The following is a 22697-nucleotide window of genomic DNA, read 5'->3' as shown; positions in this document are numbered from 1 at the left end:
ACCTTTTATTATTAATAGCAATGTTTAGTTTAATTACTATACACTTTTAAGTTATGCATTTAGATCGTTTTAAAATCATCTAAAAGTATAGCATGGTAAACTAATACGCAGTAAAATTGCTTTAAACACGGGAAATAGACACGTTATTAAGCAATAACAGGTATAGGTTTTTTATTAAAGTTCGCACTTAAGAACAACAATTAAAATCTTATAGTATCTCATTATGTTTTACAAAACACTGAGTTTCTGGCTATGTTTTAGCCTCAGCTCAATAGGTTTTGCACAAGATGCTTTTTATATAAAAGGTATTGTTGCAAACGCAAACACTTTACAACCTATTGAAGGTGCCACAATTATTGGTAAAGGTATATATTCAACATCATCAACTACAGGAACGTTTACACTAAAAAGTGTTTCCGAAGGCACGCATACGTTTAAAATATCACATTTAGCTTATGCTAATAAAACGGTTACCATTAAAGTATCGGCAAATATTGATGTGTATAAAATTTACTTAGAAGAGGCAACAACTGAGCTTCAAAAAGTTGAAATTAGTGGAAAAAGCAAAAAAAGAACACATAAAGAATCGCCAATAGTTTCTCAATTAGTTACCGAAGACTTCCTTATTCAAAATAGAGAAAACAGCCTCATGCAAACCCTTAGTAAAATTCCTGGGGTAAGTACGATTAAAATTGGCTCAGGCCAATCTAAACCTGTAATTAGAGGTTTAGGATTTAATAGAGTTGCTGTGGTACAAAACGGCATAAAACACGAAGCACAACAATGGGGAAATGATCATGGATTAGAAATAGACCAATACGGCATTGAAAATATTAAAATTATAAAAGGTCCTGCTTCTTTAGTCTATGGTTCTGATGCTATTGCTGGGGTGGTTGATATTCAACAAAATAAAATTCCGCTTAAAAACTCATTTAATGGGGATGTTAATTTACTTGGAGAAAGCAATAATGATTTACTAGGAATTTCGGCAGGAATAACGACCAGAAAAGACAAATGGTTTTATAGAGCACGACTAACTTATAGAGATTATGGCGACTATAAAGTACCAACTAATAAAATTAATTATGAGAATTACATTTTTGAATTACACGATAATAATTTAAGAAATACTGCAGGTCGAGAAGCTAACGCAAGCATTAGTTTTGGGTATGTTTCAAATAAAATAACCTCTGAAACTACCATTAGTAACGTGAATGCTAAAAACGGCTTTTTTGCAAATGCTCATGGGTTAGAAGTGAGAACATCAAGTATAGATTACGATGCTTCTAACAGAGATATAGATCTTCCTTATCATAAGGTAAATCACTTTAAAGTGACTAATAATACCAAAATTAATTTAGGAGGACACACTGTAAATATTGATTTAGGGTATCAAAATAATCATAGAGAAGAACATTCTGAACCTATTCCTCATGGCTACATGCCAACACCTCCAAACAGTAAAGAGCGTGGTTTTCAAAAAAACACATTGTCATTAAATATAAAAGATGCGTTTCAGCCTAATAACAAACATCATATCGTTGCTGGTATTAATGTAGAATATCAAGATAATAATATTGATGGATGGGGATTTTTAATACCGGCTTACAACAGGTTTACCGTTGGCGCTTTTGCTTTTAATCAATTTGAAATCAACTCAAACTTACATCTTTTAGCAGGAATTAGATATGATTTAGGATACGTAGAGAGTCAATCGTATACAGATTGGTATCCTTCTACCGTAAATAATACCGATGGTACAACCTCTAATATTTACCTACAAAGAGCTCAAGATAAAACCCTCAATTTTGGAAACATTAGCGCATCGGCAGGGTTAAGTTACCTACTTAAAAACACCACTTTCAAAATAAATATAGGAAAGAGTTTTAGAATGCCTCTAGCTAACGAATTGGCTTCAGACGGTGTTAATTATCACATGTATCGTTACGAAAAAGGGAATTTAGATTTAAATCCTGAAGAATCTTACCAACTAGATATTGATATTGATCATACCACAAAAAACTTTAGTATTGGTGGGAGTCCTTTTGTCAATTATTTTGAAAACTTCATTTATTTAAACCCCACATCTAGCTATTTCGAGACTTTACAAATTTACGAATACACTCAAAATAAAGTATTTAGAGCTGGAGCCGAATTTAGAGTTAGCACAAGTATCATTAATAATTTAGAATTAAATGCTTCGGCAGAATACGTGCATTCAAGACAAATTAACGGACCTAAAAAAGGGTTTACCATTCCGTTTTCACCGCCATTATCGGGATTATTTTCAGCGAGTTATCAATTTAAAGATTTTTTCATCTTAAAAACACCGCAACTAATTACTGATTACAGAATTACTGCAGCACAAGATGAAATTGTACCTCCAGAAGAAAAAACTAACGGTTACAATGTGTTGAATATGGCTGTATTTACCCAAATAGAATTTTTAAAAACAAATACACCTTTAGAAATAAGACTCAAACTGAACAATGTATTTAATACTAAATATTACGATCACACAAGCTTTTATCGCTTAATAGATGTTCCTGAAGCTGGAAGAAATATCTCAATCTCATTAACTCAAAAACTTTAAAACAATCAATAATAAATTAAAAACCATGAAAACAAATCTTAAAACAAATCTTATGAAATCAAATTTTAAACTTTTAGCAATTGTTGCGTTTTTCGGACTCTTATTAAACTCATGTAGTAGTGATGATGACGGAAGTTCAGCAGCATTTAATGCACCAATAATATCAAATTTCGAATACGGTGAAGGCAGTGTACATTCAACAGATCAGGTAGCTTTTAAAGGATCGGATATTCACTTAGAGGCCGAAATTAATGCTGAAGCCATTGTAAGTAGTATTACGCTTTCTATACATGCACACAATGCAACTCCAGGAGATAATGAGTATGACTGGGATTTTACCGAAATATATGCAAGTAGCAACTACCAAGTTATAAATCCTACATTTCACGAACACGTAGATGTGCCTACAGATATCCCTGCAGGAATATATCATGTTGAGTTAACCGTAACTGATGAATTAGGAAACAGTACAGAAATTGAAGGTGAATTAGAAATTTTAGACTACATCACATTAAGCGAGCATTCAGTGAGCGCAACAGCAGCTAGAGGTACAGATTTTCATGCCGAATTTTATATAGAGGCTTTAAATGGTATTCATAATATTACGGTAGATATCCATGCACATGGACTTACGCTTGCTGCAGGTGAAGTAGAATGGGATGCTGAAGAAGTATTCTCGGTAGGTTACCACGAATTAACTGAAGTTGAATTTCATGAGCATATTGATATTCCTGCTACAGCTCCTACTGGAGAATACCATATTACTTTTACTGTTGAAGATGAAAACGGAAACACCAAATCATATGAAACACATATAGATATTACAGCATAATAACACATTATTACACCGCATAGCTTAACAACTATGCGGTTTTATTCCTCATAAAATGAAATTTACAACAACATCTTTTTGGCTATTATCAACTATACTATTAATAATGACTTCTTGTTCTAGTGATGATAGTATTGATAAAGACGAACAAAAACCTACTATTAGTATAAATTATACTGAAGGCTTTCCACAAGCTTGCCAAGAGCTCGTAAAAGGAGAAACTTACGTTTTTAAAGCTCAAGTATCAGATAACAAAGCATTAGCCGCATATAGCTTAGATATTCATCATAATTTTGATCATCACACACATGATGATCAAGGAGCACAATGTGATTTAGGAACTATAAAAGAAGCTATCAATCCTTTTATATTTATTGAAAATTATAGTATTGATAACGCTGTAACTTTATACGAAATAAACATTAGTGTTACCATCCCTAATGATATTGACACAGGTGATTATCACTGCGCATATTCTGTAACAGACGAAACGGGTTGGCAAGGTAGAACTTCAATAGATATAAAAATCATAGAATAATACCCTTTAAATTTGAGTTAGTTTATTGGATATATATTGGCAGTATTAGTTATAATTACTAATACTGCCTTTTTAATAATTGCAAACAGAAGCCACTAGAAATAGTGGCTTCTGTTTATTTATCATGCCAAGACACTTTTATTAAACTCAAAATCTTATAAAACAATAAGCACCTCAACAAACACTTCACTTTATCCCATAAAAAAAACCACTATTTCTAGTGGCTTATTCTAACTTGCTCCTCCTCTTAGGCTCGAACTAAGGACCCTCTGATTAACAGTCAGATGCTCTAACCAACTGAGCTAAGGAGGAGTGTTATCGCTTTTTGCGACTGCAAATATATAAATTTTATTTATTATCTACATAAAAGTAAAAAAATAACTTTAGTTGTTGATGATACCATAAAAAACACCACAGCTTATCATCTCATTTAATTTTAAAAAACATTAAAACTCTAATGGTTTTAAAAAGCGTTCTTAACTCTTGATAAACTTTCACTTTATAGCATAAAAAAAGCCACTATTTCTAGTGGCTTGTTCTAACTTGCTCCTCCTCTTAGGCTCGAACTAAGGACCCTCTGATTAACAGTCAGATGCTCTAACCAACTGAGCTAAGGAGGAGTGTTATCGCTTTTGCGAGTGCAAATATATGCATTTTATTTAATTACTTCCAAACTTTTTTTTAAAAAAGTTTCTATTTTATTATTGCCTTGAAAATATCGTTTCCATTCGCAAATAACACTAAGGCTATAAGTATAAAGAAACCAACCATTTGTGCGCGTTCTAAGAATTTTTCACTTGGTTTTCTTCCTGAAATCATTTCGTATAATAAAAACATTACATGTCCTCCATCAAGTGCAGGAATTGGTAATAAGTTAAGAACTCCTAACATAATTGATAAAAATGCGGTTAATGACCAGAAGTGTTCCCAACTCCATGTGCTAGAAAACACATCAAAAATGGCTTTAAATCCTCCAACACCTTTATAAGCTCCAGTACTTGGTGTAAAAATCTTTTTAAGTTGCGCACCATAAGCTGTAATTTGTCCTGTAAACTTGGTCATACCAACTCCAAAACTTTCGCCTAATGTATATTCGTTTCTAATAATATCGTAATAACCTACAGCTTCAATATCACTAAGATCTCCTCCTGGTAAAATTCCGAAGGTGCCATCGGCATCAATTTTTAATTGTTTGGTTAAGGTTTGTCCGTCTCTTAAAATAGATACGTTTACCGTTTGTCCTGCTAATGGCAATACAATTGGTTTTAACTCATCAAAATATTTTAAAGGTTCACCATTAATAGCGGTAATAATATCACGCGCTTTAAGATCGGCAGTTTTATTTTCTGAAGAATCAGATACTTTTGCAACAACAAATGGGTAACGTAATCCAAAAAAGCTTTTACTTTCTCCTGTACTAAGTTTTCCTAAGAAATCTTCAGGAAGCGACACCTCTCTTGTTTCGTTATTATTTACAATAGTTAACGTTTCGGCAGTGATCATTTGTCTTCTAATCTGAGAAACTGTTTCAATTTTATCGCCATTAATAGCAATAACCTTGTCTCCTGTTTTTAAGCCTAAATCTGTTAATACTGGGTTTGTAACCGTATAACCATCTTTTACACTTGCTGCAGTAATATCCACATCACCATAAGCGAAAGATAAACAGACATATATAACGTATGCTAAAATAAAGTTTACTGTAACTCCACCAAGCATAATAATAAGACGTTGCCATGTTGGTTTTGAACGAAATTCCCAAGGTTCAGGTGGTTTTGCCATCTGCTCTTTGTCCATACTTTCGTCTATCATTCCCGAAATTTTCACGTAACCTCCTAAAGGCAACCATCCAATTCCGTAAACTGTTTCTCCTATTTTTGTTTTAAATAGCGAATATTTAACATCAAAAAACAAGTAGAATTTCTCTACGCGTGTTTTAAATAATTTAGCAGGGATAAAATGTCCCAACTCGTGAAGTACTATTAATAATGAAAGACTCAATAGAAATTGAGATATTTTTATTATAAAATCCATGTATAAGTAATAAAAAATTATAGGCGACAAAAGTAACCTTTTAGGAGTATCTAAAAAACATTACACACAGTATTAGCTAGTTTTTTATCACCGTTTTAACAATAATCCCCTGATTGGTTTGCAGTTTCACAAAAAGCATTCCGTTTGAAAAGTTTGAAACATCTAATGTTTCGCTATTATTTTGCTGAAGTAATAATTGCCCCAACGCATTATAAACGTTTATCTGACTAATACTAATGGCTTCTGGTTTTTGAATAAAGAGTTCTCCTTTTGAAGGATTAGGAAATAAACTAATTTGTGTTGAGATATCAAAATCATCAAGACCTAGAGTTACCGTATTACTTTTTGAAATTAAATCAGATTCTGGATCAAAAATAACATTCACCACATTAAAAGTGACTGCTTCAGTAAACACCTGATTATTTATGGTATTATTCAACACAACATCTAACTGCTCTCCTCCTACTCCAATAAGTCTTACAGGAACTGGCGCTTCAAAAAAGGATACAGAAGCACCACTTTGTGTTTGCGTTAATTGAATAGATACTGACGTTGCCGAAGGTTGCGATAAACTAACCGTATAACTTGGATAGCCTTCATTATATAACCAATCGTCAAAAAACTCGGTTAAATCTTCACCGCTTTCAGTTTCTACTATTGTAATAAAATCTTCAGTAAGTGCATAATCATAAGCATGATCCGGATCAATTAAATAGGTTTGTAAAGCTTCAAAAAACACAACGTCTCCTAACTTTTTACGAAGCATGTGCAACACCATAGCACCTTTATTATAAGTTAATCGGCTACTAAAAATTCTGTTAACACTTAAAGTATCGGTGTTAGATAAATATACCGCGCCATTTGGCAAAGCAGTGATTGAGGAGTTAAGCTGTTGTTTCCAAGTGGTGAAATCTGTATTTCCATCTAAGTTTTCAATGACTAATCCCGATAAATATGTTGCAAAACCTTCGTTAAGCCAAATATCTTTCCAACTTCCGCAGGTAATTTTATCTCCAAACCATTGGTGTGCTAATTCGTGAGCAATTAAATTTCTATTAAAACTTCCCATAAAAGACACCGTGGTGTGTTCCATTCCGCCACCCCATCCAAACTGAGCATGACCATATTTTTCTTCGGCATAAGGATATTCTTCAAATAAATTGGTGAATAAATTCATGATATCTACCGTAACTCCTGTGCTATTTTGAGCTGAAGTTAAATTTTCTGGATATACATAATTTACAATATCAAAAGGATTTCCATTATTAGCAACCGTATGCGAATACACTTCATAATTAGTTACTGCCATGGCAATTAGGTAAGCCGGAATTGGATAAGTATGTTTAAAATGTGTTATTTTATCTGTTCCTACATTAGTCTGACTTTGCTCTAAACCGTTTGATACCGCAACATACGCTTCGTTTGAAGGATTATACTGAGGCGTTTTTATATACACATCTATATTATCAATTTTATCATTTAAATCTTGTTTACATGGCCACCAACCTTTTGCGCCATAAGGTTCGGAAAGTGTCCAAATTATAGGATCGCCATTATGCGTAGTTTGCTCGTACGACCCAAAACCAGAACTTATTGGGTTTCCTGAATATGTAATGGTTAACGAATCTAAAACACCTGTATTTTGTATAGTTGGGAGTGTAATAATTAACTCATCATTTGTATTTTGAGTGAATGCTAATGGAATACCACGTTGTAAAATTTGACTCACCAACATATTATCGGAAAGATCAAAAGTTACGGTTGATAAATTGCTTTTAGCTTCAAAATATGTGGTAACTTCTCCTGAAAGAAATGCACTAGACGGATCAACATCAAACTCTAATCGGTGGTATTTTACATCATAATCACCAGTATTAAGATTGGCTTGAATTGACATAGCTCGTAATGCTGATTTTGCTTCAGATTCTCTAATATCATTTAGGGTTTCATTAAAATCTTGCCCAAAAGTAACTAAAGGGAATATACATAAAAAGGAGAGTAAAAATGATTTCATAGCACAATGTTTAGTTTATAAAGTTAATGAATTAAAGGTAAAACAAAACCAGAGGTTTGCACACACCTATGTATCTTATACTAAATTAGACAGAAATTTAATATCTCCTTACATCATAAACCTACATTTTACATGTTAAATAAAGTGTTATTATCATATTACTATTGTACTTTTGTAGTATAAAACACCTATTATTCTACATTAATTCCGCGATACCGTTATGCTATCATTTTTTAAAGATTACAAGTACTTTGCTATAGCTTTCTCTATACTTTCTATAATTATTATTTCTATATTTTATAATATCTTAAAAGTAGACCGTGTTTTACCTGTTTACCAACCCGCTATGGTTAATGACGAAATGGTGGATAGCACTATTCAATATCAAAAAAAATATCACACGATTGCAGATTTTAGTCTTACCAACCAAAATGGTAAAACAATTACGCAAGATGATTATAAAGACAAAATATATGTGGCAGATTTCTTTTTTACCACTTGCCAAACAATTTGTCCTATTATGACCGATCACATGTATAAAATTCAAAAAGAAATTTTAAACGATGATGATGTGATGTTACTTTCTCATTCTGTAACACCTAAAATAGATAGTGTAGCGCAACTAAAACGTTATGCGTTAAAAAAAGGAGTTAATGATGCCAAATGGAATTTAGTCACTGGTGATAAAAAGCAAATTTATGAGCTAGCCAGAAAAAGTTATATGGCTGTAAAAACAGAAGGAAACGGTGATGCGTATGATATGGTACATACCGAAAACTTTATGCTTATTGATAAAAAACGTCAAATTAGAGGGTATTATGATGGTACAAAACCAGAAGATATTACACGCCTAATTGAAGATATTAAAGTCTTAAAAAAAGAATATAGATAGTTTTAACGATGTCTATTTTTTTACCCTAATAATTTCTCTTATTTTTGCTTCTTTAAAATCAATCTAAATAAGCATTGCAGACAACTTTAGCAAAACTAAAAAGAGGAGAAAAAGGAATCATCACAGATGTTTCTTCTAACCATATCCCATTAAAACTCCTAGAAATGGGCTGTTTACCAGGAAACCATGTAGAGCTCGTACAAGTTGCGCCTTTTGCAGATCCATTATACCTGAATATAAACGGAACACATTTGGCCATTAGAAAAGAAACTGCAATTCATATTTTAATAGATCGTATAGATGAGTAAGCAGATTAATGTTGCCTTAATAGGAAATCCAAACACTGGAAAAACATCAGTATTTAATGCTTTAACAGGTTTAAACCAAAAAGTAGGAAACTACCCAGGAATTACTGTTGAAAAAAAAGAAGGGGTTTGTAAATTACCGCGCGGACTAAAAGCGCATATTATAGATTTACCAGGAACTTACAGCCTTAACGCATCGTCTTTAGATGAAAATGTGGTGATTGAGTTACTACTTAATAAAAACGATAAAGATTTCCCAGATGTTGCTGTAGTGGTTACAGATGTAGAAAACCTAAAACGTAACCTTCTTCTTTTTACACAAATTAAAGATTTACAAATTCCCACCGTACTAGTCATTAATATGAGCGATAGGATGGCTTATAAGGGAATTTCTTTAGATATTGAACACCTTGAAAAAGAATTCAATACTAAAATAGCACTTATTAGCACACGAAAAAATATAGGAATTTCGGAACTAAAAGAGCGCATTACCAATTACAAAGAACTATCTACAGAGCCGTGTTTAAATACAACAGTTATAGATCCTGCATACTTTGAAACCTTAGAAAAGGCGTTTCCTAATCAATTACTATACAAATTGTGGTTGGTGATTACACAAGACGTAAATTTTGCAAATATTTCTAGAAATGAAGTGGATGCTTTGGCCGATTTTAAAACTAAAAGTAAAGCCGATTTAAAACGATTACAGCAAAAAGAAACCATAAAGCGTTACCAATTTATAAATAACGCGCTTAAAAAAGGACTTACCGTAGACTTAAGCACTGCCAAAGATTTACGTATTAAATTAGACAGAATCCTAACACACAAAGTTTGGGGTTACGTGGTATTCTTTTTTATATTATTAACTATTTTTCAAGCGATTTATGACTGGTCTGGAGTTCCAATGGACTTTATAGACAGTAGTTTTTCAGCATTAAGCGAATGGAGTAAAAACGTACTTCCTGCCGGAGCTTTTACAAATTTAATTGCCGAAGGAATTATTCCGGGACTTGGTGGAATTGTTATTTTTATTCCGCAAATTGCCTTCTTATTTTTATTCTTATCTATTTTAGAAGAAAGCGGTTATATGAGCCGTGTAGTCTTTTTAATGGATCGTGTGATGAGACGTTTTGGACTAAGCGGAAAAAGTGTTGTGCCTTTAATTTCGGGAACCGCATGTGCTATTCCTGCAGTAATGGCAACTCGTAATATAGAAAGCTGGAAAGAACGCTTAATTACCATTCTAGTAACACCATTCACTACTTGTTCGGCACGTTTACCGGTGTATTTAATCATCATTTCGTTAGTGATCCCAGACGAACGTTTATTTGGTATTATTGGCTACCAAGCCTTAACCTTAATGCTATTATATCTTTTAGGTTTTGGTGCTGCTATTTTATCGGCCTACTTGTTAGATAAGTTAATGAAACTTAAAACAAAGACCTTTTTTGTGGTTGAAATGCCAAACTATAAACTACCGCTTCTAAAAAATGTTGGAATTACCGTATTCGAAAAAACAAAAGCCTTTGTATTTGGTGCCGGAAAAATAATTTTAGCCATCTCAATTGTACTTTGGTTTTTAGCATCGTATGGTCCTGGAGATGATTTTAATAATGCTGAAGCAATTGTGACCTCTCAAGTAGATTCGCAAAGTTTAAATGAAGAAGAGTTAACTCAAAAAATAGATTCTTATAAATTAAAACATTCTTACATAGGAATTGCAGGACATACTATTGAGCCTGTAATTAGACCACTTGGATACGACTGGAAAATTGGAATAGCTATTATTAGTTCATTCGCCGCTCGTGAAGTATTTGTAGGAACATTAGCTACTATTTATAGCGTAGAAAGCGAACAAGAAGACACCATTAAAAACCGAATGGCAGGTGAAGTAAATCCTGTTACTGGCGGACCTTTATTTAATTTAGCTTCAGGGATTTCTCTACTTTTATTTTATGCTTTTGCCATGCAATGTATGGGAACTTTAGCGGTTGTAAAACGAGAAACTAATAGCTGGAAATGGCCTTTATTACAATTAACATTTATGACAGGTCTTGCTTATGTTGCTGCTTTAATTGCTTATCAAGTTTTAAAATAAGGAATTGTTTAATTTAACGACTAATTAAATTATGAACACCATCATACAAAACATATTACTTTTTACAACCTTAGGTTTGGCTGTTGGATATTTAGTGAAAAAATACTTCTGGAAATCGAAATCTAAAAGCACAAAATCTTGTGGTGGCGATGATGATTGTGGTTGTCATTAAAAGACAGTTATCTGACCCTAAATTTTCATATTATTTTTTGAGATGAAACTAAAACGAAGACGAAAAATAGTAACCTATTTAAGTATTTTAGATCAACCTATCAAATTTAATCCTTTTGTTTTTAGTCGCACTTTCCTGTTATGGGCGTTTCTAGGACTATTGGGCGGACTTATTGCTGGTATATATTGGATTGTACTTGAGTTTCTTACACATCAATTAGCCTTTTTTAGCGGTTGGCAAGTGATTCCTGTGATGGCAATTTCCGGACTTTTAGCAGGATTAATAATTCACTTTATTGGAGATCCCGGAGAAATAGATCTAATTGTAAATAATATTCGATTTAACAAAGGAAAACTAGAGCCCAGAAATAACCCCTCAATGATATTATCATCCTTGTTATGTGTGGCATCAGGAGGTAGTCTCGGTCCCGAGGCACCATTGGTACAAATTACAGGTTCTACAGGAACTTGGATAGGAAAATTATTCCGCCTTAAAGGAGAAGAATTACGGTCTTTAAGTATCGCTGGAATGGCTTCTGGATTTACAGCATTATTTGGAGCGCCTTTAGGTGGTAGTTTATTTTCATTAGAAATACTTCACCACAAACACGCCGTGGAATATTACAAAGCTATAATTCCTGCATTTGTAGCAAGTTGCTTTAGTTATTTAGTTTTTGCTTTAATCGTTCACTTAGGACTTGGTCCTACGTGGGATTTATCTGCTTATAAATATTCAGGCTTTTTTGATTTTGGCTATGCTGTTCTTTTTGCAATAATTGGAGCAACCTTTGGATGGGTTTTTATTTTTTGTACAAAATTTTTAAAATCTATTTTTGAGAAATATCCCATCCCCATCTATATAAAAACCCTAACTGGAGGGCTTTTACTTGGTGTTATCGCTTTTTATTTTCCAATAACACGATATTTTGGTCATCATGAAATTAACGAACTCCTTTCAGGAAAATTCTCTTTACCCTTATTATTTGCCATTTTAATCGCTAAAATTATTGCCATTTCAATAACTGTAACATCCGGCTGGAGAGGTGGATTTATTATTCCACTTTATTTTGTAGGAGCAACATTAGGCTTAATAATACATCAAGTATTCCCTACAGTTAATCCCATGTTAGCCATTGTTAGTTGTATGGCGGCAATTAATTCTTGTGTTACCCGTACACCAATGAGTACAACAATTTTACTAGCAACCTTAACAGGATTTGGACATTTAGTTCCCATATTATTTGCGAGTTTAACAGGATACTTTTTAGCGCCTAAAATTCCATTTATCGCGTCTCAAATGGAAAAGGAATAAACACCAATCAATTATCCCATTCCACATCCAGAACATCACGTAAACGCTGTAAACTTTGCTTAGATAAAACTCTAAAAGCAATTTCAATAATCACGTATCTAAGAAAAATTACCTGACCAATTACCACAACAATAAAAATAGAATGAAATGTTTCAGTACCTGTTAAAATGGCAATTATAATTCCCACTACAGGAAAACACAACAAAATACTTAAAAGCACTTTAAATGCTTTGTGAATGGTAACGGTTACATGTCCTTTTTGGTCGTTAACTTCACCCGCCATCATACAAAAAGCACCTTTTCCTATCGCTGAAGAAATAAGCCTAAACTTATTACCTCTAATCCAACCTCTAAAGGTTTTATCGGTATACTGAGAGGTTAAACTTTCAGATTTCTCTGTACGTCTTTGTAAACGTTCTAACGTTTCTGTATAACTTCCTATGAGCGAAAATTCTATGTTCTTACTTGGAAAAAATTTCATCTTATAAATTACAAATAACTCTTTATTTATCTAAAGACTAAAGATAATCATTCATGTTTTAATCGGTAGAAAAAATCCTGTTTTAAATAAAAGTAAACATATTTTTAGACAAGTCTAAAAATAATTTATATGTTTGAAAAAACAAAATTAAGCCTTAATGAAACTATCTCTACTTTTTATATTATTTGTAACCACCGTTTTTTCTCAAAATGTGGTAACCATATCAGGACGTATTACCTCAAACAATAACAGTGTTGCATTTGCAAACGTGTATTTAAAAGGCACCAACAAAGGAGCAGTTAGTGACGAAAATGGTAATTATAAAATTACAACAGTTACAAAAGGTACATATACATTAGTGGCGTCTTTTACGGGATATAAAAAAGAACAAAAACGTATTACAGTTACCAATACTGATATTACCGCAAGTTTTAATCTTAATGAAAACGAATCATTAGATGAAATTGTTATTTCAGGAACTTTAAAACCGGTAACACGATTAGAAAGTCCGGTACCAGTTGAAGTCTATTCAACAGCATTTTTAAAAAAGAATCCAACATCAAATATATTTGAAGCCTTACAGAATGTTAACGGTGTAAGGCCACAACTTAATTGTAACGTTTGTAACACAGGAGACATTCATATTAATGGTCTTGAAGGTCCATACACATTAGTATTAATTGATGGAATGCCTATTGTAAGCGGACTCTCAACAGTATATGGTTTATCTGGAATACCAAATTCTTTAATCGAGCGAATAGAAATTGTAAAAGGTCCTGCCTCGTCGCTTTACGGAAGTGAAGCCGTTGGTGGTTTAATAAATATCATTACAAAAACGCCAGATCGTGCACCTAAATTTACTGCAGATGTATTTACAACTAGTTGGGCAGAAACCAATGTAGATATAGGTTTTAAAGCAAATGTTACAGAAAAAGCAACCGTATTATTAGGTCTAAATTATTTTAATTACAATACTCCAATTGATAATAATAACGACAATTTTACAGATGTAACACTACAAGATCGCATTTCATTATTTCAGAAATGGAGTTTTAAACGTAAAGAAAATCGTGCTTTTGATATTGCCAGTCGTATATTTTACGAAGATCGTTGGGGAGGAGAAATGCAATGGAATAAAAGCTACAGAGGTGGCGATGAAGTGTACGGAGAAAGTATTTACACTAAACGTTTTGAAGTTCTTGGAAACTACCAATTACCAACAAAAACACCTTTATCTTTTCAATTTTCTTATACCGATCATGATCAGAATTCAGTGTACGGAGATACACCATATTTAGCACAACAACGTATTGGATTTTCGCAATTAACATGGCCTACAACTTATAAAAATCACGATATTTTAGTAGGTGCCGCAGCGCGTTACAATTATTATAACGATAATACGCCAGCTACTGAAACAGCAGATGAAATTGTAATTCCTTCATTTTTTGTACAAGATGAAATTGCTTTCAATACTAAAAATACGGTGCTTTTAGGCGCGAGATATGACTATGATAAACGTCACGGAAATATTTTTACGCCAAGAGTGGCATACCGTTACAAACCTAATGCAGAATCTATTTTCAGAATAAATGCCGGAACAGGGTTTAGAGTTGTTAATTTATTTACCGAAGAACATGCAGCATTAACAGGTTCTAGAGATGTGGTTGTAGCTTCAGAATTAAAACCTGAACGTTCTTACAATATCAATCTTAATTATTTAAGAAAAATGTACACAAAAAGTAGCATCATGATTACACTAGATGCTTCAGTTTGGTACACGTATTTTAATAATATTATACTTCCGGATTATGATACCAATCCTAACCAGATTATTTACGATAATTTAAACGGAAGCGCAACGACAAAAGGGGTAAGCTTAAATACCGATTTTGTATTTAGCAACGGACTAAAAGCAACACTTGGAGCCACCTATCAAGATGTAAGTAATGAAGATGATGGAGTGAAAACAGATCAAATATTAACCGAAAAATTTTCAGCAACCTGGGGATTAACCTACAAACTTTATAAATATGATTTAAGCATTGATTATACCGGAAATTTATACGGCCCAATGCGATTACCACTTTTAGGAGATTTAGATCCTAGACAAGAATATTCGCCTACTTGGAGTATTCAAAATATACAATTTACTTATGATGGGTTTTCTGATTTTGAATGTTATGCAGGAGTGAAAAACTTATTAAATTGGACACCAAACAAAGGAAATCCTTTTATTATAGCTCGTGCTGATGATCCTTTTGATGAAAACGTATCCTTTGATGGCTCAGGAAATGCGGTAGCAACTGCCAATAATCCTTACGCCTTAACGTTTGATCCGTCTTATGTATACGGACCAAACCAAGGTATTAGAGCATTTTTAGGTGTAAGATATAAGTTGGATTAAGATTAGTTTTTTATAGGGGTTAGGTAAAACTAACCCTTAATTAAAACCCGTGTTCTTTTTGTAACTGCTCGTAAGCCTCCTGCACGAGTCTGAATTTTTCTTCAGCTCCTTTTTGATGTTCTTTTCCTAAATGAATCACCTTGTCTGGGTGGTATTTTTTAGCCATTCTTCTGTAGGCTTTTTTAATTTCGGCAGGTGTAGCGTCTTTAGTAATTTCAAGAATTTTGTATGCATTTTCGCTACTGTTATAAAACATCGCTTTAATACTTTCAAAATCGTTAGTATTTATTCCTAAATATCCAGAAATGGTGTAAATAATATTCACTTCACTTTCGGCAACATTTCCGTCTGCTTTAGCTATTCCGAAGAGAAAATGAAGCAGTTGTAAACGTGACGGATGATCCATCATACGTTGTATTTGTAAACAAACTTGACGTGTAGAAATTTGTTGTTTATTTATTTCTTTAAATAACTTAAAGGCATGATTTGCACGTTCTTTACCATACATTTGAGTAAACTGAGCACGTACAAAATCTAATTCACGTTGATCTTGTTTTCCATCAGCTTTTATAACTATTGAAGATAAGATAAGTAAACTCACCTCAAAATCTCCCGATAAGGTTGCAGGACGCTGCGCTCCACCTCCATAAGATGTTGAACCAGGGTTTTTACCCGATTTACCATCAGACATTGCATCTATCATAGAGCCTAAAGCTAATCCTATAATTGCACCAACAGGTCCGCCAAACGACCAACCTAATGTTGCCCCTATCCATTTTGAAAAATTCATTATACTATAGATTTTATTTATGGTCAAATATACTATTTGTTAGTAGAATTGATCAATACTTTGTTACACAATTGGTATCTTTGCATTTTAAATATTAATCTTAAAACATTAAAATATATGTATCCAGCAGAATTAGTAAAACCAATGCGCGAAGATTTAACCAAAGTTGGTTTTGAAGAATTACATACTGCAGAAGCTGTAGATGCAGCTATAGCAAAAGAAGGAACAACGCTTGTAGTTGTAAATTCAGTATGTGGTTGTGCAGCAGCAAATGCACGTCCAGGTGCTAGAATGAGCTTAGAAAATGCAAAAAAACCAAACCATATTGTAACTGTTTTTGCAGGTGTTGATAAAGACGCTGTAAACCAAGCAAGACAACATATGGTACCTTTTCCTCCTAGCTCACCTTGTATGGCGCTTTTTAAAGATGGAGAGTTAGTACACATGTTAGAGCGTCACCATATTGAAGGTCGTCCTGCCGAAATGATTGCAGAAAACCTTATGGATGCTTACAACGCAAACTGTTAATCACCTCTTTTACAGAGAAATCACTTACAGCAAATGATATAAAACCACGATTTAGTCGTGGTTTTTTTGTACATATTATCCTTTGAATTACCTTTGCATTATGAGAAAAATTTTAGCATATCCGCTTACCGCAATATATTTTGTTTTCTTTGGCTTGGTTTTAGTCATATTCCATCCCATACAATGGTTTTGTTTTAATGTTTTTGGATATCAAGCACATAAGAAGAGTGTTGATTTCTTACAGTTTTCCATTATGCGATGTACTAATCTTTTAGGAACGCGTTATACATTTACAAATCCGTATGATATAAGTACAGACGAACCAATAATTATTGTAGCTAATCATCAAAGCATGTATGATATCTCGCCAATAATATGGTATTTCAGAAAACATCATGTCAAATTTATTAGTAAAAAAGAACTCGGAAAAGGCATACCAAGCGTGTCGTATAATTTACGTCACGGAGGTTCTGTTTTAATAGATAGAAAAAATCCAAGACAAGCACTTCCTGCCATTATGAAATTTGGAGAATCTATTGAAAAATCTAATAGAGCAGCAGCTATTTTTCCAGAAGGCACAAGAAGTAAAGATGGTACGCCTCGTAAATTTCAAACAAAAGGGTTAGAAATTTTATTCAAAAAAATCCCCTCAGCAACCATTGTTCCTGTAACGATAAACAACTCCTGGAAGATGTTACGCTACGGAAAATTTCCAATGGGTATAGGAAATCATATCACAATTACCACACATAAGCCTATTAAATTAGCTACCTTTACAGATAGAGAAGCCTTAATTAATAGTATTGAAACCACTATTATTTCTAATATTAAACTTTAAAACAAAAAGCAATGTCATTAAAAAACATAAGATTAGAGGTGATGCAGTTTTTAGAAAAAGACGTAAATTCATTAATCGAAAAATATTTAATTCCAATTGATAAGATCTGGCAACCAACAGATTTCTTACCAAATACTGAAGGCGATAATTTTATTGAAGAGGTTAAAGAAATACGTGAACTCTCAAAAGAATTACCTTATGATTTCTGGGTAGTTTTAGTAGGAGATATGATTACTGAAGAAGCATTACCAACATACGAATCATGGTTAATGGACGTAGAAGGCGTTAACCAAATGGATGGACAAAACGGATGGGCAAAATGGGTACGTCATTGGACCGCCGAAGAAAACAGGCATGGAGATGTACTTAACAAATATCTATACCTTTCTGGACGTGTAAACATGAAAGAAATTGAAAAAACTACGCAATATCTTATTGCTGATGGTTTTGATATTGGTACAGATAGAGATCCTTATAAAAACTTTTTATACACTAGTTTTCAAGAATTAGCAACTTATATTTCCCATAATAGAGTTGCCAAATTAGCTAAAGACAAAGGAAACAAACAATTAAGTAAAATGTGTAAAATTATTTCAGGAGATGAAATGAGACACCACCATGCATATTGTGAGTTTGTAGAACGTATTTTTAAAGTAGACCCTAATCAAATGATGATGGCGTTTCAATATATGATGAAACAAAAAATCACCATGCCAGCTCACTTTTTAAGAGAATCTGGAGATAAAATGAGTTCTGCTTTCGAAGAATTTTCTAACACCGCACAACGTATTGGTGTATACACAGCAACTGATTATGTTGATATTTTACAGAAATTAATTCACCGTTGGGAAATTGATAAAATTACCAACCTGTCTGATGATGCTGAAAAGGCTAGAGATTATCTAATGAAATTACCGTCGCGTTTAACACGCTTATCGGAACGTATGAAAATACCCGAAAATTCTTACCAGTTTAAATGGGTAGAACCGGCTATTATCAAATAAAATACGGCATAAAACAAAATAACTTCCCAATTCCTTTCAATCTTTTTTGAAGGGAATTGTTTTTTTAAAACTATAATGAACAACAACACACTCCTCACAAACACAATTGCTTTTGTAAAAGAAAAACTTGAAGGTGCCGAAGGCGGACACGATTGGTTTCATATTGAACGTGTTTATAAAAACACACTCTTAATTACCAAAACAGAAGACGTAAACATACAAATTGTTACACTTGGTGCCTTATTACATGATATTGCAGATAGCAAGTTTCATGATGGTGACGAAACCGTAGGTCCAAAAGTCGCGCAACAATTTTTGGCTAGTCAAAATGTAGATCAAAACACCATTGATCATGTGATAAAAATTATTGAAAACATTTCTTATAAAGGCGGAAATGAAGCACAACAATTTAAGTCTGCAGAATTAGATGTCGTACAAGATGCAGATAGATTAGATGCCATTGGAGCTATTGGTATTGCCCGAACATTTAACTACGGAGGTTTTAAAAACAGAACGATTTACGATCCTGAAATTCAGCCAAATCTAAATATGACTAAAGCTGAATATAAAATTTCAACAGCTCCAACAATTAATCATTTTCATGAAAAATTACTGCTACTAAAAGATAAAATGAATACCAAAACTGGATTAAAAATAGCTAATCAACGTCATCTGTTTATGGAAGAATATCTAAATCAGTTTTTTGCAGAGTGGAATGGCGAAAAATAATAACGAATTCTAACACTATTAATATTACATTACTTTAACACCTTTTAACACAAGTAAACCCAAAGAATGACCGAATTTTTGAATATTTTTGGGTTCTATAAAAAATCAAACCATGAAAAAACTTATTTTATCATTAACCATGCTTTTATTTTCTTTTGCAGCACCATTGTTTGCAGATGAAGGAATGTGGTTTTTAATGCATATTGAGCGATTAAATCATCGTGATATGCAAAAAATGGGGTTACAATTAACTCCAGAAGAAATTTACAGTATCAACAATCAAAGTTTAAAAGATGCCATTGTGCAATTTAACGGTGGTTGTACAGCGAGTATTATTTCTGAAAACGGATTATTACTAACTAATCATCACTGTGGATATTCAGCAATTGCAGAATTATCTACTGAAGAACAAAACCACTTAAAAAATGGATTTTGGGCTGGTTCTATGGAAGAAGAACTTAAACCAGAAAGCTTATACGTTAGATTTTTTGTAAGAATGGACACTGCTACCGAGCGTATTTTAGCTCAGGTTAACGATGACATGACTGAAAAAGAACGTGAAGCTGCTATCAATAAAGAGATTGCTAAAATTGAGAAAGAAAATAATGAAGGTGGAAAATACACTGTTTCAGTAAAATCTTTTTTCCAAGGTAATGAATTTTACTACTTTGTTTACGAAGATTATGAAGATGTTCGTTTAGTAGGAACACCTCCAGAAAGTGTTGGAAAATACGGTGGAGATACTGATAACTGGGAATGGCCAAGACATACTGGTGATTTTTCTTTATTCAGAGTTTACACAAACAAAGAAGGAAAAGCTGCAAAATATGCAACTACAAACGTACCAATGCAAGCGGGTTACCACCTTCCTGTAAATATTGATGGTGTTCAAGAAGATGATTTTGCAATGATTTTAGGATATCCAGGACGTACAAACCGTTGGATGCCTGCACAAGGTGTTGAGCAAAACGTGAAATTTGCTTATCCTGCTTGGGTTGAGTCTAGCAAATTAAGTATGGATGTGATGAAAAAATACATGGATCAAGACGAATCTGTTAACCTTATGTATGCTTCTACCTATGCTGGTACTGCAAACTACTGGAAAAATAGAGGTGGAATGATTGATGCTTTAACAGCTCACAAAACTGTTGCTACAAAATCTAAAGTTGAAAAGAAATTCAATAAATGGGCTAATAAAAAAGCCAACAAAGCTAAATACGGTAATGTTATTGCTGATATTAATAACTACTACGAGTTAACAAACGAAAAAGCAAGACATAGTAACTACCTATTAGGAATGTTACGTGGAAGTAATTTTGCTATCTTACCTTACAGATTAGGTAAAACTTTAGAGCAATATGCAGATGCTAACGAAGCTAAACGTAAAGAATTATTACCTAGACTTACAGCTTACGTACAAAAATCTTACAGTGAAATGTACTTACCATTAGAAACTGAAGTATTTGCTGCACATTTAGGATTATATGCTTCAAAAACTAACTATCCGCTTCCTGAATTAATTACAGAATTAGGAGCTGCAAACAACAATGACTTTACTGCTTATGTTGATGCTATGATGGAATTAAGTATCTTTTCTTCTAAAGAAAAAGTAGAAGCATTTTTACAATTCCCTGATAAAGCTTTAGTAGAAAATGATCCACTTTACAAATTATCAACTGAATTATTAAACAAATACAGAGAACAACCTGAAAACTTAGTACAACCTGAAAACGATTACCAAAAATCATTCAGATTATTAGTTGCAGGATTACGTGAATCTGGTTTAAGTAGCATTGCATATCCAGACGCAAACTCAACGTTACGTTTATCTTACGGAAAAGTAAGAGCGCTACCTAAAGATAGCCGTAATGATGCCGCAGTAAACAATTACACAACCTTAAAAGGGATGATTGCAAAATACATACCTAATGATGGTGAGTTTGATTTACCACAAGCCATGTTAGATATCTATGCGAAGAAAGATTACGGACGTTACGCTAATGCAAAAGGTGAACTTCCTGTAAACTTCTTAACAGATAACGATATTACTGGAGGAAACTCTGGATCTCCTGTTATTAACGGAAAAGGTGAACTTATTGGGTTAGCTTTTGATGGTAATATTGAAGCTATGGCTGGTGATGTTATTTTTGACAAGAAATTACAACGTACTATTAACGTTGATATTAGATACGTACTTTGGTTAATTGACAAGTATTCAAATGCAAAACATATTGTAGATGAATTAACTATTGTAGGTGAGTAATCACTTCAGTTAACAGCAATAAAAAAGCGACCTCAAAAATGATGGTCGCTTTTTTTATATCTTATAGTTCCCTTATTTATTACCCTGGAAAATCTGCTTTACGTTTTTCTAAAAAAGCCGTTGTCCCTTCTTTAAAATCAGCGGTACCAAAGCTATCTCCAAAAGCATTAATTTCTACTTCAAAACCATTTACACCATCTTTATAATTCGCATTTACTGCTTTAATAGCGGCTCCAATAGCTACCGATGAATTTCTCATAATTTTACCTGCTATTTTTTCAGCCAATGGTAATAATTCCTCTTGAGTCACTACGTGATTTACTAAACCATAATTTAAGGCTGTTGCAGCGTCAATCATACCTGCTGTCATAACAAGTTCCATCGCACGACCTTTTCCTACTAATTGCGGTAAACGTTGCGTACCACCATATCCAGGAATAACCCCCAATGATACTTCTGGTAATCCCATTTTTGCATTATCACTTGCGAGTCTAAAATGAGCTGCCATAGCTAACTCTAATCCGCCACCAAGAGCAAACCCATTCACTGCAGCAATTACAGGTGTGCTTAAATTCTCAACAAAATCAAATAAAATCTCTTGTCCTTTTGCCGCTAATTTTGCTCCATTTTCTATATCAAAATCAGCAAATTCGCTAATATCTGCGCCAGCAACGAAAGCTTTTTCACCACTTCCTGTAACAATAATAACTTTAGTTTCTTTAGCTGTATTTGCAGCATCAAAAGCTTCGTGAAGTTCTTGAATAGTTGCTCTATTTAAAGCATTTAATTTTTTTGGTCTATTAATAGTAATGGTTGTAATTCCATTGCTAGTTTCCGAAAGAATGTTGTTATAACTCATATTATAATT

Annotated in this window: 19 protein-coding genes and 2 tRNA genes; 14 read left to right on the top strand and 7 right to left on the bottom strand. The window is 33.2% G+C overall.

Translation table 11 applies throughout. The features are described 5' to 3' along the window. Positions 1-223 precede the first annotated feature (223 nt). From ACU4C5_RS05935 to ACU4C5_RS05925, 3 genes are read left to right on the top strand one after another with little or no spacing between them, the layout of a single operon-like run. Positions 224-2593 (top strand): TonB-dependent receptor, encoded by a 2370-nt coding sequence (locus ACU4C5_RS05935; protein WP_446846138.1) that lies wholly within the window; start codon positions 224-226, stop codon positions 2591-2593. Between the two features lie 52 nt (positions 2594-2645). Next, entirely contained in the window at positions 2646-3425 is a 780-nt protein-coding gene (locus ACU4C5_RS05930; RefSeq protein ID WP_446846137.1) for a DUF4625 domain-containing protein, read from the top strand. Positions 3426-3480: 55 nt separating this feature from the next. Beyond that, a complete protein-coding gene (locus ACU4C5_RS05925; protein ID WP_446846136.1) occupies positions 3481-3963 on the top strand; it encodes a DUF4625 domain-containing protein in 483 nt (160 codons plus the stop codon). 238 nt (positions 3964-4201) lie between these two features. Here ACU4C5_RS05925 and ACU4C5_RS05920 read toward each other — a convergent pair. The 4 genes from ACU4C5_RS05920 to ACU4C5_RS05905 form a co-directional block, all read right to left on the bottom strand. After that, positions 4202-4275 (bottom strand) — tRNA-Asn (locus tag ACU4C5_RS05920). Between the two features lie 234 nt (positions 4276-4509). Next, positions 4510-4583 (bottom strand) — tRNA-Asn (locus ACU4C5_RS05915). Between the two features lie 73 nt (positions 4584-4656). Next, positions 4657-5997, bottom strand: coding sequence for an RIP metalloprotease RseP (rseP, locus tag ACU4C5_RS05910; RefSeq protein WP_446846135.1), 1341 nt, complete (start codon positions 5995-5997; stop codon positions 4657-4659). Positions 5998-6073: 76 nt separating this feature from the next. Continuing rightward, a complete protein-coding gene (locus tag ACU4C5_RS05905; protein ID WP_446846134.1) occupies positions 6074-8011 on the bottom strand; it encodes a M1 family metallopeptidase in 1938 nt (645 codons plus the stop codon). Positions 8012-8231: 220 nt separating this feature from the next. Between ACU4C5_RS05905 and ACU4C5_RS05900 the strand changes: the two genes are divergently transcribed. The 5 genes from ACU4C5_RS05900 to ACU4C5_RS05880 all read left to right on the top strand — a co-directional run bounded on the left by ACU4C5_RS05900 (position 8232) and on the right by ACU4C5_RS05880 (position 12789). After that, positions 8232-8903, top strand: a complete 672-nt coding sequence (locus tag ACU4C5_RS05900; protein ID WP_446846133.1) for an SCO family protein — start codon at positions 8232-8234, stop codon at positions 8901-8903. A 74-nt stretch (positions 8904-8977) separates the two neighbouring features. Beyond that, positions 8978-9211, top strand: a complete 234-nt coding sequence (locus ACU4C5_RS05895) for a FeoA family protein (protein WP_446846132.1) — start codon at positions 8978-8980, stop codon at positions 9209-9211. Then, a complete protein-coding gene (gene feoB / locus ACU4C5_RS05890) occupies positions 9204-11306 on the top strand; it encodes a ferrous iron transport protein B (protein WP_446846131.1) in 2103 nt (700 codons plus the stop codon). The genes ACU4C5_RS05895 and feoB overlap by 8 nt, the downstream gene beginning before the upstream one ends. A gap of 31 nt (positions 11307-11337) precedes the next feature. Beyond that, positions 11338-11478 (top strand): FeoB-associated Cys-rich membrane protein, encoded by a 141-nt coding sequence (locus tag ACU4C5_RS05885; RefSeq protein WP_446846130.1) that lies wholly within the window; start codon positions 11338-11340, stop codon positions 11476-11478. 42 nt (positions 11479-11520) lie between these two features. Next, a complete protein-coding gene (locus tag ACU4C5_RS05880) occupies positions 11521-12789 on the top strand; it encodes a chloride channel protein (RefSeq protein ID WP_446846129.1) in 1269 nt (422 codons plus the stop codon). Positions 12790-12796: 7 nt separating this feature from the next. Here ACU4C5_RS05880 and ACU4C5_RS05875 read toward each other — a convergent pair whose 3' ends face one another. Then, on the bottom strand, positions 12797-13270 hold the full coding sequence (locus tag ACU4C5_RS05875) for a hypothetical protein (RefSeq protein WP_446846128.1): 474 nt from the start codon (positions 13268-13270) through the stop codon (positions 12797-12799). A gap of 157 nt (positions 13271-13427) precedes the next feature. Here ACU4C5_RS05875 and ACU4C5_RS05870 point away from each other — a divergent pair, with 157 nt between their 5' ends. Then, on the top strand, positions 13428-15677 hold the full coding sequence (locus tag ACU4C5_RS05870) for a TonB-dependent receptor (RefSeq protein ID WP_446846127.1): 2250 nt from the start codon (positions 13428-13430) through the stop codon (positions 15675-15677). A gap of 40 nt (positions 15678-15717) precedes the next feature. Here the strand turns inward: ACU4C5_RS05870 and ACU4C5_RS05865 are convergent, their stop codons facing one another. Next, positions 15718-16467, bottom strand: a complete 750-nt coding sequence (locus tag ACU4C5_RS05865) for a TerB family tellurite resistance protein (RefSeq protein ID WP_446846126.1) — start codon at positions 16465-16467, stop codon at positions 15718-15720. A gap of 117 nt (positions 16468-16584) precedes the next feature. On the opposite strand from ACU4C5_RS05865, the gene ACU4C5_RS05860 reads away from it, so the two are divergent. From ACU4C5_RS05860 to ACU4C5_RS05840, 5 genes are all read left to right on the top strand, one after another. Next, the gene (locus ACU4C5_RS05860) at positions 16585-16995 is read left to right on the top strand and encodes a BrxA/BrxB family bacilliredoxin (RefSeq protein WP_446846125.1); all 411 of its coding nucleotides are present in this window, start codon (positions 16585-16587) and stop codon (positions 16993-16995) included. A 100-nt stretch (positions 16996-17095) separates the two neighbouring features. Beyond that, positions 17096-17833: a lysophospholipid acyltransferase family protein gene (locus ACU4C5_RS05855; protein ID WP_446846124.1), complete on the top strand. Its 738-nt coding sequence runs from the start codon at positions 17096-17098 to the stop codon at positions 17831-17833. 11 nt (positions 17834-17844) lie between these two features. After that, on the top strand, positions 17845-18837 hold the full coding sequence (locus tag ACU4C5_RS05850) for an acyl-ACP desaturase (RefSeq protein WP_446846123.1): 993 nt from the start codon (positions 17845-17847) through the stop codon (positions 18835-18837). A gap of 75 nt (positions 18838-18912) precedes the next feature. Further along, positions 18913-19566, top strand: a complete 654-nt coding sequence (locus ACU4C5_RS05845; protein ID WP_446846122.1) for an HD domain-containing protein — start codon at positions 18913-18915, stop codon at positions 19564-19566. A 112-nt stretch (positions 19567-19678) separates the two neighbouring features. Then, positions 19679-21829 carry a S46 family peptidase gene (locus tag ACU4C5_RS05840; protein WP_446846121.1) on the top strand — a complete coding sequence of 717 codons (2151 nt, stop codon included), beginning with the start codon at positions 19679-19681 and terminating at the stop codon, positions 21827-21829. 79 nt (positions 21830-21908) lie between these two features. Here the strand turns inward: ACU4C5_RS05840 and ACU4C5_RS05835 are convergent, their stop codons facing one another. Next, positions 21909-22688 carry an enoyl-CoA hydratase/isomerase family protein gene (locus tag ACU4C5_RS05835; protein ID WP_446846120.1) on the bottom strand — a complete coding sequence of 260 codons (780 nt, stop codon included), beginning with the start codon at positions 22686-22688 and terminating at the stop codon, positions 21909-21911. Positions 22689-22697: the final 9 nt, after the last annotated feature.

The organism is Lacinutrix undariae (genome assembly GCF_052934785.1).
This window is presented reverse-complemented; position numbering and strand designations above follow the sequence as displayed.